Source organism: Arsukibacterium sp. (assembly GCF_018402695.1).
Taxonomy (GTDB): domain Bacteria; phylum Pseudomonadota; class Gammaproteobacteria; order Enterobacterales; family Alteromonadaceae; genus Alishewanella.
This window is the reverse complement of record NZ_JAGYIM010000023.1, coordinates 93805-111310: the sequence shown is the minus strand read 5'-3', so window position 1 is coordinate 111310 and position 17506 is coordinate 93805. Positions and strand designations below refer to the sequence as shown.

Annotated in this window: 19 protein-coding genes; 11 read left to right on the top strand and 8 right to left on the bottom strand. The window is 53.2% G+C overall.

Translation table 11 applies throughout. The features are described 5' to 3' along the window. Positions 1-11 precede the first annotated feature (11 nt). Complete coding sequence (locus KG631_RS15590; RefSeq protein ID WP_214000584.1) at positions 12-566, bottom strand: NAD(P)H-dependent oxidoreductase; 555 nt, start codon at positions 564-566, stop codon at positions 12-14. A 176-nt stretch (positions 567-742) separates the two neighbouring features. Between KG631_RS15590 and KG631_RS15585 the strand changes: the two genes are divergently transcribed. Continuing rightward, positions 743-1594 (top strand): META domain-containing protein, encoded by an 852-nt coding sequence (locus KG631_RS15585; protein WP_214000583.1) that lies wholly within the window; start codon positions 743-745, stop codon positions 1592-1594. Between the two features lie 60 nt (positions 1595-1654). On the opposite strand, the gene KG631_RS15580 is transcribed toward KG631_RS15585, so the two are convergent. Genes KG631_RS15580 through KG631_RS15565 form a run of 4 tightly spaced genes read right to left on the bottom strand, consistent with a single transcriptional unit; the run spans position 1655 to position 6129 of the window. Next, a complete protein-coding gene (locus KG631_RS15580; RefSeq protein ID WP_214000582.1) occupies positions 1655-2842 on the bottom strand; it encodes a DUF1343 domain-containing protein in 1188 nt (395 codons plus the stop codon). Next, positions 2839-3759 (bottom strand): N-acetylmuramic acid 6-phosphate etherase, encoded by a 921-nt coding sequence (gene murQ, locus KG631_RS15575; RefSeq protein ID WP_214000581.1) that lies wholly within the window; start codon positions 3757-3759, stop codon positions 2839-2841. Before murQ ends, KG631_RS15580 begins: the two co-directional genes overlap by 4 nt. 33 nt (positions 3760-3792) lie before the next feature. After that, positions 3793-4662, bottom strand: a complete 870-nt coding sequence (locus tag KG631_RS15570; RefSeq protein WP_214000580.1) for a BadF/BadG/BcrA/BcrD ATPase family protein — start codon at positions 4660-4662, stop codon at positions 3793-3795. Further along, positions 4663-6129: a sodium:solute symporter gene (locus KG631_RS15565; protein ID WP_301003898.1), complete on the bottom strand. Its 1467-nt coding sequence runs from the start codon at positions 6127-6129 to the stop codon at positions 4663-4665. It lies immediately after the preceding gene. 279 nt (positions 6130-6408) lie between these two features. Here KG631_RS15565 and KG631_RS15560 point away from each other — a divergent pair, with 279 nt between their 5' ends. From KG631_RS15560 to KG631_RS15550, 6 genes are all read left to right on the top strand, one after another. Next, positions 6409-8397: a glycoside hydrolase family 3 N-terminal domain-containing protein gene (locus KG631_RS15560; protein WP_365869226.1), complete on the top strand. Its 1989-nt coding sequence runs from the start codon at positions 6409-6411 to the stop codon at positions 8395-8397. Continuing rightward, on the top strand, positions 8397-8714 hold the full coding sequence (locus KG631_RS19060; protein WP_301003897.1) for a hypothetical protein: 318 nt from the start codon (positions 8397-8399) through the stop codon (positions 8712-8714). The genes KG631_RS15560 and KG631_RS19060 overlap by 1 nt, the downstream gene beginning before the upstream one ends. Continuing rightward, positions 8624-9079: a hypothetical protein gene (locus KG631_RS19055; RefSeq protein WP_301003896.1), complete on the top strand. Its 456-nt coding sequence runs from the start codon at positions 8624-8626 to the stop codon at positions 9077-9079. Before KG631_RS19060 ends, KG631_RS19055 begins: the two co-directional genes overlap by 91 nt. Then, on the top strand, positions 9033-9605 hold the full coding sequence (locus tag KG631_RS19050) for a hypothetical protein (protein ID WP_301003895.1): 573 nt from the start codon (positions 9033-9035) through the stop codon (positions 9603-9605). The genes KG631_RS19055 and KG631_RS19050 overlap by 47 nt, the downstream gene beginning before the upstream one ends. 82 nt (positions 9606-9687) lie before the next feature. Next, positions 9688-9909, top strand: coding sequence for a hypothetical protein (locus tag KG631_RS19045; protein ID WP_301003894.1), 222 nt, complete (start codon positions 9688-9690; stop codon positions 9907-9909). 69 nt (positions 9910-9978) lie between these two features. Next, the gene (locus tag KG631_RS15550) at positions 9979-12282 is read left to right on the top strand and encodes an EAL domain-containing protein (RefSeq protein ID WP_301003921.1); all 2304 of its coding nucleotides are present in this window, start codon (positions 9979-9981) and stop codon (positions 12280-12282) included. Between the two features lie 27 nt (positions 12283-12309). Here the strand turns inward: KG631_RS15550 and KG631_RS15545 are convergent, their stop codons facing one another. The 3 genes from KG631_RS15545 to KG631_RS15535 all read right to left on the bottom strand — a co-directional run bounded on the left by KG631_RS15545 (position 12310) and on the right by KG631_RS15535 (position 14522). Beyond that, positions 12310-13014 carry a DUF1294 domain-containing protein gene (locus KG631_RS15545; protein ID WP_214000579.1) on the bottom strand — a complete coding sequence of 235 codons (705 nt, stop codon included), beginning with the start codon at positions 13012-13014 and terminating at the stop codon, positions 12310-12312. 88 nt (positions 13015-13102) lie between these two features. Continuing rightward, on the bottom strand, positions 13103-13999 hold the full coding sequence (nadC, locus tag KG631_RS15540) for a carboxylating nicotinate-nucleotide diphosphorylase (protein WP_214000578.1): 897 nt from the start codon (positions 13997-13999) through the stop codon (positions 13103-13105). 1 nt (position 14000) lies between these two features. Beyond that, positions 14001-14522: a retropepsin-like aspartic protease gene (locus KG631_RS15535; RefSeq protein WP_214000577.1), complete on the bottom strand. Its 522-nt coding sequence runs from the start codon at positions 14520-14522 to the stop codon at positions 14001-14003. Between the two features lie 68 nt (positions 14523-14590). On the opposite strand from KG631_RS15535, the gene ampD reads away from it, so the two are divergent. From ampD to rarD, 4 genes are read left to right on the top strand one after another with little or no spacing between them, the layout of a single operon-like run. Then, complete coding sequence (gene ampD, locus KG631_RS15530) at positions 14591-15175, top strand: 1,6-anhydro-N-acetylmuramyl-L-alanine amidase AmpD (protein WP_214000576.1); 585 nt, start codon at positions 14591-14593, stop codon at positions 15173-15175. Beyond that, positions 15172-16065 carry a regulatory signaling modulator protein AmpE gene (ampE, locus tag KG631_RS15525; RefSeq protein WP_214000575.1) on the top strand — a complete coding sequence of 298 codons (894 nt, stop codon included), beginning with the start codon at positions 15172-15174 and terminating at the stop codon, positions 16063-16065. Before ampD ends, ampE begins: the two co-directional genes overlap by 4 nt. 1 nt (position 16066) lies before the next feature. Then, on the top strand, positions 16067-16525 hold the full coding sequence (locus KG631_RS15520; RefSeq protein WP_214000574.1) for a thioesterase family protein: 459 nt from the start codon (positions 16067-16069) through the stop codon (positions 16523-16525). A 24-nt stretch (positions 16526-16549) separates the two neighbouring features. Next, on the top strand, positions 16550-17464 hold the full coding sequence (rarD, locus tag KG631_RS15515) for an EamA family transporter RarD (protein WP_214000573.1): 915 nt from the start codon (positions 16550-16552) through the stop codon (positions 17462-17464). The last annotated feature ends 42 nt before the right edge of the window (positions 17465-17506 follow it).

Below are 17506 nucleotides of genomic sequence, written 5' to 3'. Positions count from 1 at the left end.
CAATGGCAGCTTTAACCTTTACCAGCACAGAGCCGCTGCTGCCAGGCCAGCAGCGCGGCCAGTAATTTACGCACATTAGCCTGAATTTTCTCATCGGTTAAATCGCCGTCTGTATCGAAGGCGCCACTGAAGGCGTTGGCAAAAACTTCGGGCTGATTCAGCGGGTGCAGGTTCAGATAAACACAGACCTGGCGTAAGTGATACTGGGCCCGGCTGGAGCCCATACCGGCGGCTGAGCCCATAATAGCGACCGGTTTACCGCTTAGTAAATGATTGTCAGGTTCACGCGAGGCCCAGTCCAGCGCATTTTTTAACGCGGGCGCCAGTGAATAGTTATACTCCGGGCAAGCCAATAGTATTGCATCTGCTTCAGCCATTTGTTGCAGCAAGGTTTCTACTGCCGGCGGTTTGGCACCCAGGTCGGCATTGTAAAACGGCACCTCCATTAAATCGGCCAGGTGAATTTTCATACCCTCAGGGCAGTGAGCCATGGCGTAACGCACCAGCCCGCGGTTGGTGGATTTCGCCCGCAGGCTGCCACAAATTGCTAAAACATTAATGCTCATTTTAACTCCTTTTCGTTCAGACCGGTTTTCAGTGTAGTTCATTTGCGCCAGATGTCGTGCTCGATCCTGATTCGGATTAGCCGCCTGGGTTCAGCGCCGGTAAAGTTGGCGGGGCGACAATAGCCGTTATACTGTAGCCTGCTATTCTGATTACTATTTACGCTTCGGAGCCCACTATGCGTTACTCACTCAGCCTGCCTGGCAGCACCTTGTTTGTCAAAACGTTATCCACAGCAGGGTGCACAGCACTTGCTATGGTTTTACTAAGCGGCTGCCTGCCGGAATCGGCCCGTCCGACGGATGAGCCGGTGCAGCAACAGTCACCCACCCCGGCTGATACCAGCCAGAATGCGCTGGACTGGCCCGGCAGCTATCAGGGCGTGCTGCCCTGCGCCGACTGCCCGGGTATTAAAATGACTTTGCAACTGGATGCCAACCAACGGTACCGGTTGACTCGTTACTATCAGGAGCGGGCCGATGAGCCTGAGCAGACGGAAGGCGAATTTCGCTGGAGCAGCGATGGCCGGCAGATCCAGCTGGACGATGCGACCAATAGCCAGTTTCTGGTCGGTGAAAACCGGGTGTTACTACTTAGCCCGCAGGGTGAGCGGATAACAGGTGAGCTGGCAGATCAGTACTGGCTGGATAAACAGCAAGATGACACGCTGCAGGCGGTAGAGGAGGAATTAAATATTGCCGGTAGATGGCAACTGACCGAATTACTGCAAAAAAGTGTCGATGCCGACAACAACGTGTATTTGCAGTTTGACCAGGCGGGCCGGGTTAGCGGCTTTACCGGCTGTAACAGCCTGACTGGCGGTTATCAGTTGCAGGGACCACGGCTGAGCTTTACCCCGCTGGCCACCACCCGCAAAGCTTGCCTGCAAGACAACTTAGAGCCGCAATTGCTGGATGTATTAAGCAAGGTTGATAATATCAGTGTCGCTGGTGACGAGCTTAGCCTGAACCGGGCCAGGATGGCGCCGTTAGCCCGGTTTAGCAGAGTCATTGCCGCAGAGGATAAGTAACTGAGCTTAACGCCGGGACTTATAAACGCCCGACGCCAAGTTGTAGAGCAGGTGGTAAATCTAGTTGTAAATTAAATAGGGTTGGCGCTGCGCAGCGAAAGCCTGCAACGCGCTTTGCCAACTGGCGCGGATTTGCTGCTCGGTTAAGCCTTGTTCGATTTGCTGACGCAAGGTAGCGCTGCCGGCCAGTTTATCCATAAATTCCGGTGAGGTAAAAAAAGTGGCATTGTGTTCAGCAAATAACTGCTGCCAGTTGATTAAATAGCTTAAATCTAAACCGCCGGCCTTAATCTGGCGCAAGTCCTGGCCTTTGCTGGGGGTGTCTTTTAATGGCGGATTAAGCGCTGCGCCGGGTGTTGCCACCGGGGTAAAACTAAAATCTGCCAAACTAAATTTGTCATATCCGAGCACCTGAAACGGAAAGGGCGTGCCGCGGCCGACGCTTAACGGCGTTGCTTCAAAAAAGCCCAGCGACGGATACAGGGCAATAGCCTGGTCATTGGGTAAATTCGGGCTTGGCGGTACTGGCAGACTATAGGACATATCGCGCTGGTAATTTGCTACCGGTATAACGGTAAGATCAAGCTCTGCGGCCTGATTTATCCAACGCTCACCTTTGATCATTTGCGCCAGCTCGCCCACAGTCATGCCATGCAGCAGCGGGATAGGGTGCATACCAACAAAGGACTGAAAGGCTAAATCCAGTACCGGGCCATCCAGATAACGGCCATTCGGATTAGGGCGGTCCAGCACCAGCATCGCCACATTATGCTCAGCGGCGGCCTGCATCAGATAATGCATAGAACTGATGTAAGTATAGTACCGCACGCCCACATCCTGAATATCGAAAATAACCAGATCCAAAGCCTGCATTTGCTCAGCACTGGGTGCCTTACTGGCGCCATACAGGGACAACAGCGGGAGGCCGGTTTTACTGTCAACGCCGGAGCTGACGTTAGCGCCGGCATCATGGTCGCCTCTGAAGCCATGCTCCGGGGCAAAAATACTAACGATATTGACCTGGTTTGCCAGCAGCACATCTACCAGGTGCTGGTCGTCTACCAGTGAGGTCTGGTTGACCAGCAGGCCAACCCTTTTACCTTTAAGTCGCGGCAGATAGGCAGCCAGCTGTGCTGCACCCGGGGTAATTTGCGCCGGACTAACGGCTTGCGGCGAAGCAATTTGTTTACTGCATCCTGTCAGACCCGCCAGCCACAGCACAGTTAGTACACTCAACAGCAGCTTCATTGTCCGGCCTCCAGTGCTTTACTGACAAAACCTTTGCTATCGGCCAGTGCCTGCTGACAACTGGCCAGGTCCTGTCCGGTCAGTACCAGTAAAATGGCCAGCTTAGCGTTCATGTTAGCCTGGAGTAAGGCGGCGTTGGCGGTAACACTGTCGCAGTCAGTTGCCTGCATCACTATCCGCACCGCGCGTGCTTCCAGTTTCTGATTACTGGCGTGTAAATCGACCATCAGGTTCTGGTATACCTTGCCACTTCGCACCATAGCCGCAGTGCTGAGCATATTCAGCAGCATTTTCTGGGCAGTGCCGGCTTTCAGCCGGGTTGAACCGGTCAGAATTTCCGGGCCGGTTTCAGCGCAGATAGCAATATCGGCAGCGGTCAGAATAGGGCCGCTGGCATTGCAACTAATAGCGACAGTAGTGGCGCCCAGCTGACGCCCATAGGCCAGAGCACCTAAAACATAGGGTGTGCGACCACTGGCGGCAATGCCCACCAGCACATCGTCCGGACCGAAGTTGATGGCGCTCAGCTCTGCCACGGCCAGCTCCGGGCTGTCTTCAGCGCCTTCCACGGCCTGTTGAATCGCTTTGCTGCCGCCGGCAATTAATGCTACCACCTGACTGGCTGGTACGCTGAACGTCGGCGGGCACTCGGCGGCATCTAAAATACCGAGCCGGCCGCTGGTGCCAGCACCGAGGTATATTAAGCGGCCGCCACATTCAAAGGCCTGAACAATAGCATCGACGGCCTGAGCCACGTTGGGCAGACAAGGCGTAATGGCGGCGGCAACCGTGTGATCGGCCTGATTAATCAGACTGACAATGGCCAGGCTATTTAGCTGATCCAGTTTGGCAGAGGCTGGGTTTCGTGCCTCTGTGCTCATTCCGGCCAGCTGTTGCAGTAATTCAGATTGACTCATCAGACGCTCACTCCGTAAATTCAGGGTTATACATCAAGCTGTGCTGGTGCGGGCCAGTTGCCTGGCAGCCAGGATCAGGCCGCCATCCAGGGCATCACCGCGGGGGGCTTGTAACAGCTGGCTGATGTCATCGCTCAACAGGGGCTGGCTGCTGGCCGCCAGGCCGCCGAGTAACACCACCGGCAACTCGCGTTGGCCGCGGCAACAGTGAATAAGTTCAGCGATAGCAGCGGCTTGCTGGCGCAAAATCTGTTGGGCTAATGGGCAGTTGCTGTGGCTGAATACCAATGGTGCCAGTGCGGCAAAGTCGGTGGCGCTGGCTTGCTTTAACCAGGGCAGCACCGTGCTGACATGATCGCCGCAGTGCTGGCCCAGCGCCCGGGTTAGCGGGCTGGTCAGGCCCTCGTCACTGTCCAGTTGCCACAGCAACTGGCGTACGGCCAGCTTCCCCAGCCAGGCCCCACCCCCTTCATCGCCAATATTAAAACCCCAGCCACCGGTTTGCTGCTCGGTACCATCAGCAGACAAGCGCATTGCCACTGAGCCAGTGCCCAGCGCCACCATCACCACAGGCTGACCATTGTTCGCACCATACAGAGAAGTACGGGCATCGGTAGTCAGTTGCCAGGCAGCAAAATTAAGCTGCAGTTGCTGACAAAACGCACTGTACAATTGGGGGTTACCGGCACCAGCCAAACCAATACAGGCCATTACCTCATTCAGGCCAATACCGGCTTGCTGGCATAGTTGCAAACTCAGTTGGCGCACCGTGTTAATTGCCTGCTCCAGATTATTAGACAGCTGGGCGGGGCCACCTGCTACCTGCCATTGCCGGCCACTGACCACGTGCTGTAGTCGGGCCAGGGTTTTACTGCCTCCACCATCAACAGCCAGTAAATACATTTAATTCTCCAGATTGTTTGCTGCCGGCCCAGGTGCTACCAGCTGGGCTTCCGGCCGGGGCTTGCCTGTCAGGCAGACTAACCAGGCAACCAGCGTACCCAGACATAATTGCCAGGTAAAACCCAAATCCCAGCTGGCCAGGGTCGGGCTGATTAATTGCAGCAAATAGGGCTGCAGCAGTAAGGTGACAGTAAAACCTGCCAGCAGCGCCGCGGTAACGCTGGTGCTGTTGCCTCTTTGACTAAACAGCGCAGTAAAAAATACCCCCAGCAAACCGCTATATGAAAATACCATTACGCTTAGCGCAAAGGCCAGTAACGGCATATCAGAATATTGTTGCCAGTAAAAACACAGTACGGCCATGCCGGACAAGGTAACCGCTGTTAATAACATCGCCCACTGGCCCGCCCGGACATAGTGCCGGTCACTGGTCGCCGCCTTACGCCGCTGGCGCCAGGGTTGATATATATCGGCAACCAGCACTGACGCCATCGAATTTAAGCCAGAGGTAATGGTTGATAACGCCGCAGCAATAACACCGACCACCACCAGGCCACGCAAGCCTGATGGCATTTCATTTAAAACATAATACATAAAGACGGTAATTTGTTCACCGTTAAAGCTGCTGCTGTAGCTGGCATCGTTACTGAATACGTCGGGCCGCTGGTAGTAGATATACAATAATAAGCCAATCACTATAAACACCAGCATCACCGGAATTACCAGCAAGGCTGATGATAGCAGGGCTTTGGCGCCGCCGGCCGCTGTTTTGCAGGTCAGCACCCGCTGCGTCATGTCCTGATCGAGACCGAACGCCGCAATGTTCAGCAATACAAAGCCCGTTAACGCGGACCAGACAGTAAATACGCCACTGCTACTGAAGTCGGCCCGGAAATCAAACAGCTGTAACTTAGTGCTGCCGTCAGCCAGCGGTTCACTTAATACAGCGTATAAGCTGGCCAGATCCAGTTGCAGACTGCTGTACAGATAGCCCAGCACCACCAATGCCGCCGTAACGTAAACTGCGCATTGCATAGCGTCGGTGTAAATAACCGAGCGAATGCCGCCGGCCATGGTGCAGGCCAGACCGATAATGGCCAGCAATATAATAGCGGTGACCACGCTCCCCGCTTCAATATTACTGAATAACAACATGGCAACGGCCAGCGCGGCCATGTACAAGCGGGCACCACTGGCAAACACCCGGCCAAATAAATACATTTTACCGGCATGGTTTTTGGCTGTGGCATTAAAACGGCTTTCCAGCAGTTCGTATACTGTGGTGACTTTCAGCTGATAGTAGCGCGGGATCAGCCATTTAATGACCAGCAAGGTGGCGATAATGGCGCCGATGTTGCTGGCCAGATAGGTTAGATTGCCGCGAAAGCCCATGTCAGGGCCACCGAGGAAGGTGGCTGCTGACTGCGATGTCGCCAGTACCGATATCGCAACCAGAAAGGGCGGCATAGTGTTACCACCGAGAAAATAGTCACTGCTGTTATTCGCCTTGCGCCGGTTAACCCAGACGGCCAGCGCAGCCGAGTAGCAGGAAATAACTGAAAAATACCGTCCAGTCTAAAAACGTCAGTTGCATGGCAGCGTTCCCGAAGCGTGGTTTTACTGTTAATTTTTATTTAGCGGCGCGCCGGCACTGGCGGGCGTGGCTTTTTTTTGTTTTACTGCTGGCTGTTCTATAACAAAGGTTACTTTACCAAACGTTACCTTAACATAAGCGGAGTAAACAGTGTGTCGGATCAGAAAAATTGCTGGCGACGGTTGTTGCTGGGAAGTGGTATGTTGGCTGTTGCGCTGTCAGGCGGTTTGGCGATGAGTAATCAGACGCAACCTGAGCCGGCGCACACTCAACCGGAAGCTACTGGTCCCCAAGCCGCTTTAACCACAGCCAGTGTCCGGCAGATGCTGGGCCAGAAACTGATGCTTGACCTGCGTTACTACTGTCAGGAAGCCACTCCGGTTGGCCGCTGTCGCACCCCGTTAACCAGTCTGCCGCCAGAGCTGGCGCAGCTTATCAGTAAATATGATATTGGCGGGGTCATTTTATTTGCCGAAAACCTGGAAGACAGCCAGCAAATTATCGCGCTGAACCGGCAGTTGCAGCAAGCTGCAGCAAATTCTGAATTAAAGCTGCCACTGTTTATCGGTATTGATCAGGAAGGCGGGCGGGTGGCGCGCTTACCACGCCAGCTGGCTACGTCATTCAGTGGTAATATGGCAATTGGCGCGACTTATCCGCAACATGGAACCCATTTTGCAGAACTCACCGGTACCATCCTGGCCGATGAGCTGCTGGCATTGGGAATTAATGTCAATTTTGCGCCGACGGTGGATGTTAATGTTAATCCGGATAACCCGGTAATCAATGTCCGGGCCTTTGCAGAAGACCCGGCCACAGTGGCAGAACTTGGTGGCGCCATGACCGCGGCGATGCAACAGCGCGGCGTTATTGCGGCGCTGAAACATTTTCCGGGCCATGGGGATACCCACGTCGATAGTCATCTGGGCTTACCGCAGGTAGCGCATAGCCGCGAGCAGATTGATCAGGTTGATTTATTGCCGTTCAGCACCATTATTACCAAGCAACAGCCGGGTATGATCATGACCGCGCATATTCAGTATCCGGCGCTGGACAGCAGTACCTTTAGCGCCAAAGACGGCCAGCAGATGGTGAAGCCGGCCACCTTGTCGCGGGCAATACTGCATGATTTGCTGCGCCAGCAACTGGGTTATCAAGGTTTGATCGTCACTGATGCGCTGGATATGGCCGGCATCAGCCACTTTTTCAGTCCACATGATGCCGTTATTGCCACCTTCGCGGCAGGCGCCGATATTGCATTGATGCCGGTAAAGCTGCAGAGTCCGGCCGAACTGGCTGACTTAGCGGCTTTACTGACCACTCTGGAGCAGGCTGTGGTCAATGGCGAGCTTAAGCGCAATGAGTTGCAGGCGTCTTATCAGCGGATCATTAAGCTGAAGCAACAGTATCCGCTGATGCCAGAGACCACTGCAGCGGCACAGCTGGCAAAAGCCGATGCGTTGCTGGGCAGTCCGGCTCATCGCCAGGCTGAGCTGGCACTGGCTCAGGCGGCCATTACCCGGATCCCGGCAACGGAAAGCGATACTGCCGAAACGCTACCGGAACTTACCGGTAAACGGCTGCTGCTGATTATGCCTGATAGCAATAAAGCCGCGGCACTGAGCCTGGCATTGCAGCAACAAAGCCGCCAACCCCTTGATATTCAGAGCCTGAGTTTATTACAGGACGATCTGAGCAGCGCTACAGCACTGCTGGCTGCAGCCGATGTGGTGATCAGTGGCTTTATTACCCCGATGCCGTCACTGGCAGAAATTGGCGGCATGGATGATGTCAGTGCCCTGGGCCCGCTGGCTGCCCGTTATCAGCGCCAGCAGCAGGATTTTCTGAGCCTGCTGCGTCAGGTAGCGCAGTTACAACTTCCGCATGTATTTATCAGTCTGCGCGCGCCTTATGATGCTGCTGTTTATGGCCAGTACGCTGATTTGTCGCTGGCCAGTTATGCCTACAACAGCGAAGATAAGGCAATTGCCGCTGGCGACCCCGGTGCAACCTATACGGCGCTGGCCCGGGTGTTGCTGGGACTGGCCGAGCCAACCGGACGTTTACCGGTAACGGTAAAACCTGCCCCGGCTGAGAGCCCGGGGCAGACTACATTACAGAAGCCACAGCAGGCACCTTGATGCTGAGATGGCTGAAAGCCCATTGTGATGCCATTCTGGCAACCCTGCCAGCACAACGGTTGCTGGCACTGGATGCATTGCGCGGCTTAACCATTACCGCGATGATTCTGGTGAACAACCCGGGTAGCTGGAGTCATGTCTATGGGCCGCTACGCCATGCCGAGTGGCATGGCTGGACAGTGACTGATCTGATATTCCCTTTTTTATTGTTATTGTCGGCCTGTCGTTGCAATTCAGCCTGCGCCAGCAGCGCAGTCAGGCTAAAAGCAGTCAGGCCAACCGCCAGCTTATTCGCCATGCAGCAGTACGCAGCTTAAAGCTGTTTGGCCTGGGGCTGTTTCTGGCGCTGTTTTACTATAATTTTGCCGACCCGGCTTACAGTTACATTGAGCAGAAGCTGCAGACCCTGCGCTGGCTGGGAGTGTTGCAGCGCATTGGCCTGGTGTACTTCGCTACGGTATTGATAGTACTGTACTGCGGCACCCGCGGCCGGATAGCCTGGCTAACCGGGCTTTGTGCGGTGTACCTGTTGGGTATGTTGTACCTGCCTTATCAGGACAGTCAGGGCAATACCTTCAGTGGTTTGTTGTTATTCGGCAACAGCTTTGCAGCCTGGCTCGACCATACGCTGCTTGGTGCCAACACACTTATATTACCGCGAGGCTACGCCCTTTGCTTTTGACCCTGAAGGGATCTGGTCGACGCTGCCGGCCACGGCCAGTTGTTTAAGCGGTGTGCTGCTGGCACAGTGGTTACAAACCGAGCATAGCCTGGCCCACAAGCTTCGTGGCCTGCTGCTGACAGGCGTAATAGCCGTGTGGCTGGCCGAGTTATGGCATTTTAGTCTGCCAATTAATAAAAGCCTGTGGACCCCAAGCTTTGTGCTGTTAAGCACTGGCTACTGTGCTATCGCTTTAGCGGCCTGTACCTGGTTAAGTGATATCAAACGCTGGCGGCGCTGGAGTGCACCTTTTGTAGTATTTGGTGCCAATGCGATATTGTTTTATATGTTGGCCGGCATAGTGGCGCGGGCACTGGTGATGGTCCCGGTTGGCGACGGTTTACTGAAAGGCTGGTTGTTCAGCCAGATTTTTCAGCCGCTGTTTGGCGATCTGAATGGCTCACTGGCCTTTGCGCTGGTTTTTCTGGGGCTTTCTTATCTTTTCATGCACTGGTGTTACCGAAAAGGCTACATTTTTAAAGTTTAGTGGTGCAGCCAGGGGGCAGCATTTGCATTTTGAGCACCCTGCAGTAAGCTCAATAACAGAATAATAACTAAGTGACGTGTTTATGCGCCGTATTACCCTGCTAGTGGCATGGCTGTTGTTAACTGCCAAAGGGTTACTTTTTTTTGCCGCCGTGGCCAACGAGGCTAACTTGCCGGCCAACCGGCAACTGGTAGTGGGAATTTACCAGAACCCTCCAAAAATCTTGGTGAATGCTGATGGCACGCCGACCGGCATTTTTGGCGACTTGTTAACCCGCTTGCGCAACAGCAGAACTGGCAACTGAAACCGGTAAGTTGTGACTGGGCATACTGTCTGGAGCTGTTGGCAAGTGGTGACATTGATATCCTGCCTGATGTGGCGCACAGCCCGGACGCGGGCGCAGGACATGAGTTTCCATCAAACCCCTGTGTTATACAGCTGGTCAAGATTATACAGTCTGGCAGATCACAACATTAACGGCTTATCAGAACTAGCTGGCCGCCAGGTTGCCGTATTGGAGAACAGTTCACAGTATCATTTTCTACAGCAATACAGTCAGCAGCAGCAACTGGATATCGGGTTACAGCAGGTAAAATCGCTACAGGCAGCTTTTAATCTGGTGGCAGCCGGTGGCGCTGATTTTGCTGTGGCAAATCATCTGTTTGGTAATAGCCGGGCAGCAGAGTTTCAGCTGCAGGTAAATCCACTGCGGTTTGACCCGGTTGAGCTGTTTTATGCCACAGCTGCAGGCCGGAACCCGCAAATATTAAACGCTATCGAACGTCAGCTACAGCAATGGCAGGCTGATCCGCAGTCCTATTACTTTCAGACCATCAACCGCTGGAGTGAGCCGGGCTCTGCCGATAGAAATAGTGTGTCCTGGCTGCTGATCTGGTCGGCATTCAGCAGCCTGCTGTTGCTGCTAAGTGCAGCGGCATTACTTTGGTATCACAGGCGCAGCAAACGCCAGCTCAGTCAGCTGCAGCTAAGCCAGGACCGGCTGACCACGATCCTGAACAGTGTTGACGCCCATATTTATATTAAAGATAAGCGCTCGCGCTATCAGTACGTTAACCATAAGGTAGCAGAGCTGTTTGGCCGGCCACCAGCACAAATTATTGGTCATACTGACAGCCTGTTTTTTGATGCCAAAACGGTTAGCCAGCTGCAGGTTAATGACCAACGGGTGCTGGTGGATGGCGAGCGGATTGTCGAGGAAGAAATAAATACCACTGCTGACGGCAGCCAGGAGCACGTTTATTTGTCGGTAAAGCTGCCACTGCGCCATGCCAACGGTGAAATATATGCGCTATGCGGTATTTCAACCGATGTGACTGAGCATAAGCAAAATCAGGCTGCTATTCACCAGCTGGCGTTTTACGACTCACTGACGTCGCTGCCCAACCGCCGCTTATTGCTGGAGCGGCTGGAGCAGGCCTGGAGTCTGGCTGGCCGTATTCCCTGCCAGGGCGCGGTACTGTTTATTGACCTGGACCATTTCAAAGATTTAAATGACACCCTCGGCCATGCTGTCGGGGATGAGCTGTTGAGCCAGGTCGCCGGGCGGCTGGGCGAGCAACTGCGTAAAAGTGATACCCTGGCCCGCTTTGGCGGCGATGAATTTGTCGTGTTGTTAGCCGAACTGCAGCCACGGCCAGATTTAGCCGGTCAGCGGGTAGAGCTGCTGGCGATGAAGCTGATGGATATTCTCAACCAGCCGTTTCAGCTGGCAGAGCGTACTTATACAATTAGTGCCAGTATTGGTATTGCCATGTTCAGCGATGCAGACAATATTGATGAATTGCTGCAACGGGCTGATTTAGCCATGTACGATGCGAAAAACCGCGGCCGAAATCGTTACTGTTTTTACGACAGTAAACTACAGGCAAAAGTGTTGGCCCGCTCTGCACTGCATACCGGTTTGCGCCACGCGTTAAGTCAGCAGCAGTTTAGTCTGTATTTTCAACCGCAGTATCATAGCAATGGCCAGGTGCTGGGTGCTGAGGTGTTATTGCGCTGGTTTGATGCCGAACTGGGCCCGGTTTCGCCGGCCGAATTTATTCCCCTGGCCGAGGACAGCGGCTTAATTTTGCCAATCGGTGCCTGGGTATTGCAACAAAGTTGTCTGCAGCTGGCTGACTGGCAACATGACTCACAGAAGTCATACTGGCATCTGGCGGTTAACTTAAGTGTCCGCCAGCTGCATGATCCTAAATTTGTTGAGCTGGTGCGTAATACATTGCAGCAAAGTGGCGCTAATCCGGAAAATTTAGTGCTTGAGCTGACCGAAACTCAGTTGCTGGAAGATATAGAAGCGGTTATTGAAAAAATGCAGCAGCTTGGTCGGATGGGTGTACGCTTTTCGCTGGACGATTTTGGAACCGGCTATTCGTCACTTAGTTACCTAAAGCGCTTGCCGCTTAACCAGCTGAAAATTGATGGCAGCTTTGTCCGCGATTTACTGGACGACCCCAGTGATGAAGCCATTATCCGGACCATTCTGGCACTGGGTAATAGCCTGGAGCTAGCGGTTATTGCTGAAGGTGTGGAAACAGTAGAACAATACCTGGCCTTGCGACAGCTGGGTTGTCAGCAATTTCAGGGCTATCTGCTGGGACGGCCGGCGCCGGTTGACGAGTTAAGTACAGTGTCTAAAAGGCCGGGGCTGGAGCAATGAACGGGCGGTATCGCTAAACTCAGGGCATTAAGACCACAGCGCCAGCCGGCCCAGAAACAACTGGCCATGTTGCGACAATAACCAAATCAGTAAAATGCCATTGCCGATAATGACCAGTAAAAATTCTCTTTGAAACAAAAATTTACGTTTTTTGTGTGACAGTTTCTTCTGGGCCAGTAACGCGCCGGGCCAGCCCCCTATTAAGCTGAATAATTGCAGGCTCTGCTCAGGCAAACGCTGGCGCTGACGGGCTATCGCTGCCGCTTTGTCAGCCCGGTACAGCCAGTAAGTGAACAGACTGGCTTCTATATATAAAATAGGCAGCACATAAGGCAGGGTGCCAAACAGCAGGGCAATAACCACCAATACCAGAAAGGCACAACGGAAATACAAGGCAACATCCTGGGTGTAATCGAGATCAATGACCTCTGACTCAGGCGTGGGTGCAACTTTAGCGGGGGAGGCGATAACCTTGAGTTGGGTAGCAATAGGCCGGTCCTGCTTATCTTTCCCCAGGCTGAATTGCAGGCGGCAGCCTTCCGCCGGGCGGATTTTACTGTCAGTGAAATCACGGATATGGAAAAATAATTGCCGGCTGTTGTTATCCGGGGCAACGGGAACCGCTGTTTCGTTATCCGGCACAAACCTGTCCGGCACAACAAAACCGAAACCTTTATCGTCGCGCCAGTGCACCACTTTTCCGGTCAACTGTACTGGTTCTGTCAGCTGCATTGACTGTTACCAAATTGACTATAACCAAACAACCGCTGTTGCGATGGCCTGAGTGTATCAGAAGTTAACTGAACAGTGGTTTAACTAGTTAGGAAATACTCAGCCGCATAGATAAGTCGATAGCCTGAACATGCTTGGTCAGGGCACCGCTTGAGATAAAATCGACGCCGGTTGCGGCCAATTCTGTCAGGCGTTCAGCGGTAATGTTGCCCGATACTTCCAGCTTTGCCTGACCATTATTCAGTTTTACTGCTGCCCTGATATCGTTCATGCTGAAATTATCCAGCATGATAATGTCGGCGCCTGCCAGCAAAGCCTGCTGTACTTCGGCAAGATTCTCCGTTTCCACTTCGACCGGTTTACCCGGAAAGTTCTGTCGTGCCTGGGCCACTGCCGCCTGAATAGAGCCTGCGGCGGCAATATGATTTTCTTTAATCAAAAACGCATCAAACAAACCAAAACGGTGGTTTAAGCCACCGCCGCAGTGCACCGCATATTTCTGGGCAAATCGCAAACCCGGCAGGGTTTTTCGGGTATCCAGCAGCCGGGTATCGCTGCCGGCCAGCAACGTGGTATAACTGGCGGTTACCGTTGCGGTGCCGCTTAGCAACTGCAAAAAATTCAGGCCACTGCGCTCGCCAGTCAACAACAAACGGGCCGGGCCTGTCAGCCGGCATAGCAGACTGTCGGCAGCAACCTTGTCACCATCTTTCACCTGCCAAATGACAGTAACCTGACCACTGGCGGATAATTGGTTAAGCTGCCTGAAAACCTCATCTACCCAGGCAGTGCCGCAGACCACACAGGCTTCGCGGCTGATAATAGTGGCACTGGCCTGCTGGCTTGCCGGAATTAAGCTGGCAGTAATGTCGCCGTCCGTCAGCGGCAGAAAGCCTAAATCTTCGGCCAGCGCGCTTTGCACACTACGGCTTATTTCCTGAGCCAGAAAAGGATGATGGGGTGCTGCAGTGACTTGCTCTGTCATATTAATTTCGCTGAATTAGGGTCAGTTGGTTACCTTGCTGGCGGAATTCTAACTGGTTTAACGCACTCATGCCTAACAAAATCTCGGTACCTCCTAAATTGGGTACCACACTGGCGCTTACCTGTTGCAGCACGATATCGCCTAACTGTAATGACTCGATCTGGCTTAAATAGGCGGTAGTAATACCGTTGGCAGTAGCCACCTGAATTTGCCGGCCGCGGGGCAGACCGAGTTTTTCAGCGGTGCGCTGGGCAATGGCGACAGTGGTGGCGCCGGTATCGAGCATAAAGTCAACCGGCTGGCCGTTAAGCAATGCGGTACCAATATAATGACCCGCCCGGTTACGGATTAATACCGTGCTGATTTCGCCGCCACTGCCCTGAATGCTTTGCAGCTGCTGGTTCGGGTTATGCTTGCCGGTCAGGTAATCCTGAAAAAACAGAAACAACATAACCAGCAGCAGTAGCCAGGCTAACCAGCTAAAAGCGCTGGCAAAAGGCGTTCGTTGCTCGGGTGCTTGCATTCATTGGCCTCAACCTTGACAATAGTGCTCTAGCTTAATCACAGTAAGGGCTAAAGGCAAAAATTCCGATGAAAACTGCTACGCAGCCAAGGTGTCCACCGATCCTGCAACGGCCTTGCACGCACTTTGATGAGCGACCGGCCGGCGAGCCGGTAAGTTTACTGGTTATCCATAATATCAGCTTGCCAGCCGGCAACTTTGCCAATGCGCCCCAGCAGGGCAGCTATGTTGACCAGCTGTTTTGCGGCACGCTTGATTGGACTACTCAGCCCGATTTTGCCTCATTGCAAGGGGTCAGAGTCGCCGCGCACTGCGTGATTTGGCGTGATGGCCGTATTTTTCAGTATGTGCCTTTTGCCAAACGAGCCTGGCACGCTGGCAAAAGTGAGTTTGCTGGTCGGGCCAACTGTAACGATTATTCGATAGGTATAGAGTTAGAAGGCTGCGATAATATACCGTATACTGAGCAGCAGTATCAGAGCCTGATAGCCTTAAGCCATTACTTGCTGGCAAGCTATAAGCAGATTAGCCCACAGCGGATTGTCGGCCATTGTGATATCGCGCCCGGGCGTAAAACCGATCCGGGGCCGGCGTTTGACTGGGCGTATTACCGGGCCGCAATTCGGGCAGCAATAAAGGAGAGCAGGGAATGACGTTAATCAGTATGTTGCTGGCATTAATTATTGAGCGGCTGGCGGTGCGCAGCGACGCCTGGCAGGCTCAGCGTTATGTCAGGGCTTATTTGCGTTTTAGTCTTAGAACACCACTGGCCGGGTTGGCCCGAAATTCACTGGGGCAGTATTTATGGTTGCTTTTACCGGGTGCCGTGGTAGCGCTGGTGCTGTGTCTGGTAGACAACCGCCTGCTTACCCTGATAGTTAATACTCTGGTACTGCTGGTCGGTATTGGTTGCTGGCACTATCGGCAACTGTATAAACAATATCTGAATGCCCAAGAGCGTGGTGATGCCGAGGCTGCTCATCTGGCAATGCAGCAAATACGGACGGAAAGTGGCAGCAGTTTCGAGCAAAACAGCTATGGCCAGACCTTAATCTGGCTGAATTTCCGCTATTACGCGGCCACGGCATTTTGGTTTTTATTGTTGGGTGCTTTCGGGGTTATAACATATGCATTGCTGCGCCAGCTGCAGGAGCCGGTAACAGTGGCAGCGACGGAAACGGCAGCCACGGATGAGGCAGTGGTGTCAGCTTATGCCGAATTGCAGCCAGATAGCAGCGGCCCGGATGCTGTTCATTATATGACGTTCTGGGCGCAGTGGTTGCCAACCCGATTATTCGGCCTGGGCTTTGCTTTAGTAGGCTATTTTTCGCGGGCATCAAATGCCTTACTGGCTTACTTTATGGATTTTACCACCGACAACGAACAAGTGCTGACCGAGGTTGCAGTTGCTGCTGAGCCACTGGAGCAGGAACAAATTAACACCCTTGATGAGAGCAGCGCCATGGTGCAATTAGGTAAACGCAATATGCTGTTCTTTCTGGCCCTGGTCGCCGTGTTAACCCTAAGCGGCTGGTTACCCTGAGATGGCGCAGTCTGCAGAACAATTACTTCCTTACATCGCGGCAACCTTTGATCAAATGCCGTTCAACCGTTTGCTGGGGTTACAGGTAAGCCGGTTTGCCGATGACGAAGTTGAAGTACGTTTCCCCTGGGCTGAACAGCTGGTGGGTAATCCTATTCAAAAAATTTTACATGGTGGGGTGATTGCCACCGTGTTGGATGTCGCCGGCGGCATGATGGCCGTGGCCAGTGCCCTGGGCCGGTTCAGCGACATAGATCAAAGTGAGCTGGTGCAGCGATTTGGCAAAATGAGCACCATTGATATTCGCACTGACTACCTGCGGCCAGGCCGGGGAGAAACCTTTATTGCCACTGCCAGAGTGATCCGTGCAGGTAACAAAGTGGCAGTGTGCCGGATGGAACTGCATAACGAACAAGGCGTGCATATTGCACTGGGTACCGGTACTTATCTGGTTGGCTAAAGGCCAATTCTCTGAGGTTGCACAATGTCGTTAAGCAGGGAACAGAAGCTTGGTGGTGCTTTCGCCGCCAGCGCTTATACCCTTTGGGGCATCGCCCCATTATATTTTAAACAAATAGATTTTATTGCCGCCACAGAAATTCTGGTGCACCGGATTGTCTGGTCGTGCCTGCTATTATTGCTGGTGTTATTGGCGCTGAAGCAGGGCGCTCAGCTTATCCGGTTAATGCGCCAGCCAAAACTGATGCTCTGGCTATTGTTTACCGCGCTCATCCTGGGAGCCAACTGGGGGCTGTTTATCTGGGCGGTTAACAGCGATCATATGCTGGAAGCCAGCCTGGGCTACTATATTAACCCGCTGCTCAATGTTTTATTGGGCATGTTATTTCTGGGCGAACGGCTGAGAACTTTGCAGTGGCTGGCCCTTGGGCTGGCAGCAACAGGTGTGGTGATTCAGGTGGTTATCTTTGGCTCTATACCCTGGGTTGCGCTGGCGCTGGCCGGCTCTTTTGCCATCTACGGCTTACTACGTAAAAAACTGGCGGTAGAGGCGATAACCGGGCTGTTTGTTGAGTCTTTACTATTGCTGCCGCTGGCCTTATTTTACTGGTGCTATTATGCCGATAGCAGTGCGGTAAATATGTTGAATAACCCGCTTGGCCTCAATGTGTTATTGGTAGCTGCGGCCTTTGTGACGACTATTCCGTTACTGTGTTTTATTGCCGGTGCCAGACGCCTGCAATTGTCGACCATGGGCTTTTTTCAGTATATCGGGCCCAGCCTGATGTTTGTGTTTGGGGTCTGGTTGTATCATGAGCCCCTGCGACCGGCCAGTTTAATTACCTTTGGTTTTATCTGGCTTGCCTTGCTGATATACAGTTGGGATGCGTGGCGCCATCTGCGGCACCAGCGCAATATATTACGCAGCGCAGTATGTTAAACCAGACTGCAGAATAAGCTTGTTTAAGTAACAGGAGCATCT

Bases quoted from the DNA above. Each gene is read 5' to 3' on its own strand.
- KG631_RS15550 (WP_301003921.1), top strand. From the start codon at position 9,979: ATGTGGCGCACAGCCCGGACGCGGGCGCAGGACATGAGTTTCCATCAA.
- KG631_RS15585 (WP_214000583.1), top strand. From the start codon at position 743: ATGCGTTACTCACTCAGCCTGCCTGGCAGCACCTTGTTTGTCAAAACG.
- KG631_RS15545 (WP_214000579.1), bottom strand. From the start codon at position 13,014: ATGCAGCTGACAGAACCAGTACAGTTGACCGGAAAAGTGGTGCACTGG.
- murQ (WP_214000581.1), bottom strand. From the start codon at position 3,759: ATGAGTCAATCTGAATTACTGCAACAGCTGGCCGGAATGAGCACAGAG.
- KG631_RS15535 (WP_214000577.1), bottom strand. From the start codon at position 14,522: ATGCAAGCACCCGAGCAACGAACGCCTTTTGCCAGCGCTTTTAGCTGG.
- KG631_RS15570 (WP_214000580.1), bottom strand. From the start codon at position 4,662: ATGTATTTACTGGCTGTTGATGGTGGAGGCAGTAAAACCCTGGCCCGA.
- nadC (WP_214000578.1), bottom strand. From the start codon at position 13,999: ATGACAGAGCAAGTCACTGCAGCACCCCATCATCCTTTTCTGGCTCAG.
- KG631_RS19060 (WP_301003897.1), top strand. From the start codon at position 8,397: ATGCTGAGATGGCTGAAAGCCCATTGTGATGCCATTCTGGCAACCCTG.
- KG631_RS15590 (WP_214000584.1), bottom strand. From the start codon at position 566: ATGAGCATTAATGTTTTAGCAATTTGTGGCAGCCTGCGGGCGAAATCC.
- ampE (WP_214000575.1), top strand. From the start codon at position 15,172: ATGACGTTAATCAGTATGTTGCTGGCATTAATTATTGAGCGGCTGGCG.
- KG631_RS19045 (WP_301003894.1), top strand. From the start codon at position 9,688: ATGCGCCGTATTACCCTGCTAGTGGCATGGCTGTTGTTAACTGCCAAA.
- KG631_RS15580 (WP_214000582.1), bottom strand. From the start codon at position 2,842: ATGAAGCTGCTGTTGAGTGTACTAACTGTGCTGTGGCTGGCGGGTCTG.
- ampD (WP_214000576.1), top strand. From the start codon at position 14,591: ATGAAAACTGCTACGCAGCCAAGGTGTCCACCGATCCTGCAACGGCCT.
- KG631_RS15565 (WP_301003898.1), bottom strand. From the start codon at position 6,129: ATGCCGCCCTTTCTGGTTGCGATATCGGTACTGGCGACATCGCAGTCA.
- rarD (WP_214000573.1), top strand. From the start codon at position 16,550: ATGTCGTTAAGCAGGGAACAGAAGCTTGGTGGTGCTTTCGCCGCCAGC.
- KG631_RS15520 (WP_214000574.1), top strand. From the start codon at position 16,067: ATGGCGCAGTCTGCAGAACAATTACTTCCTTACATCGCGGCAACCTTT.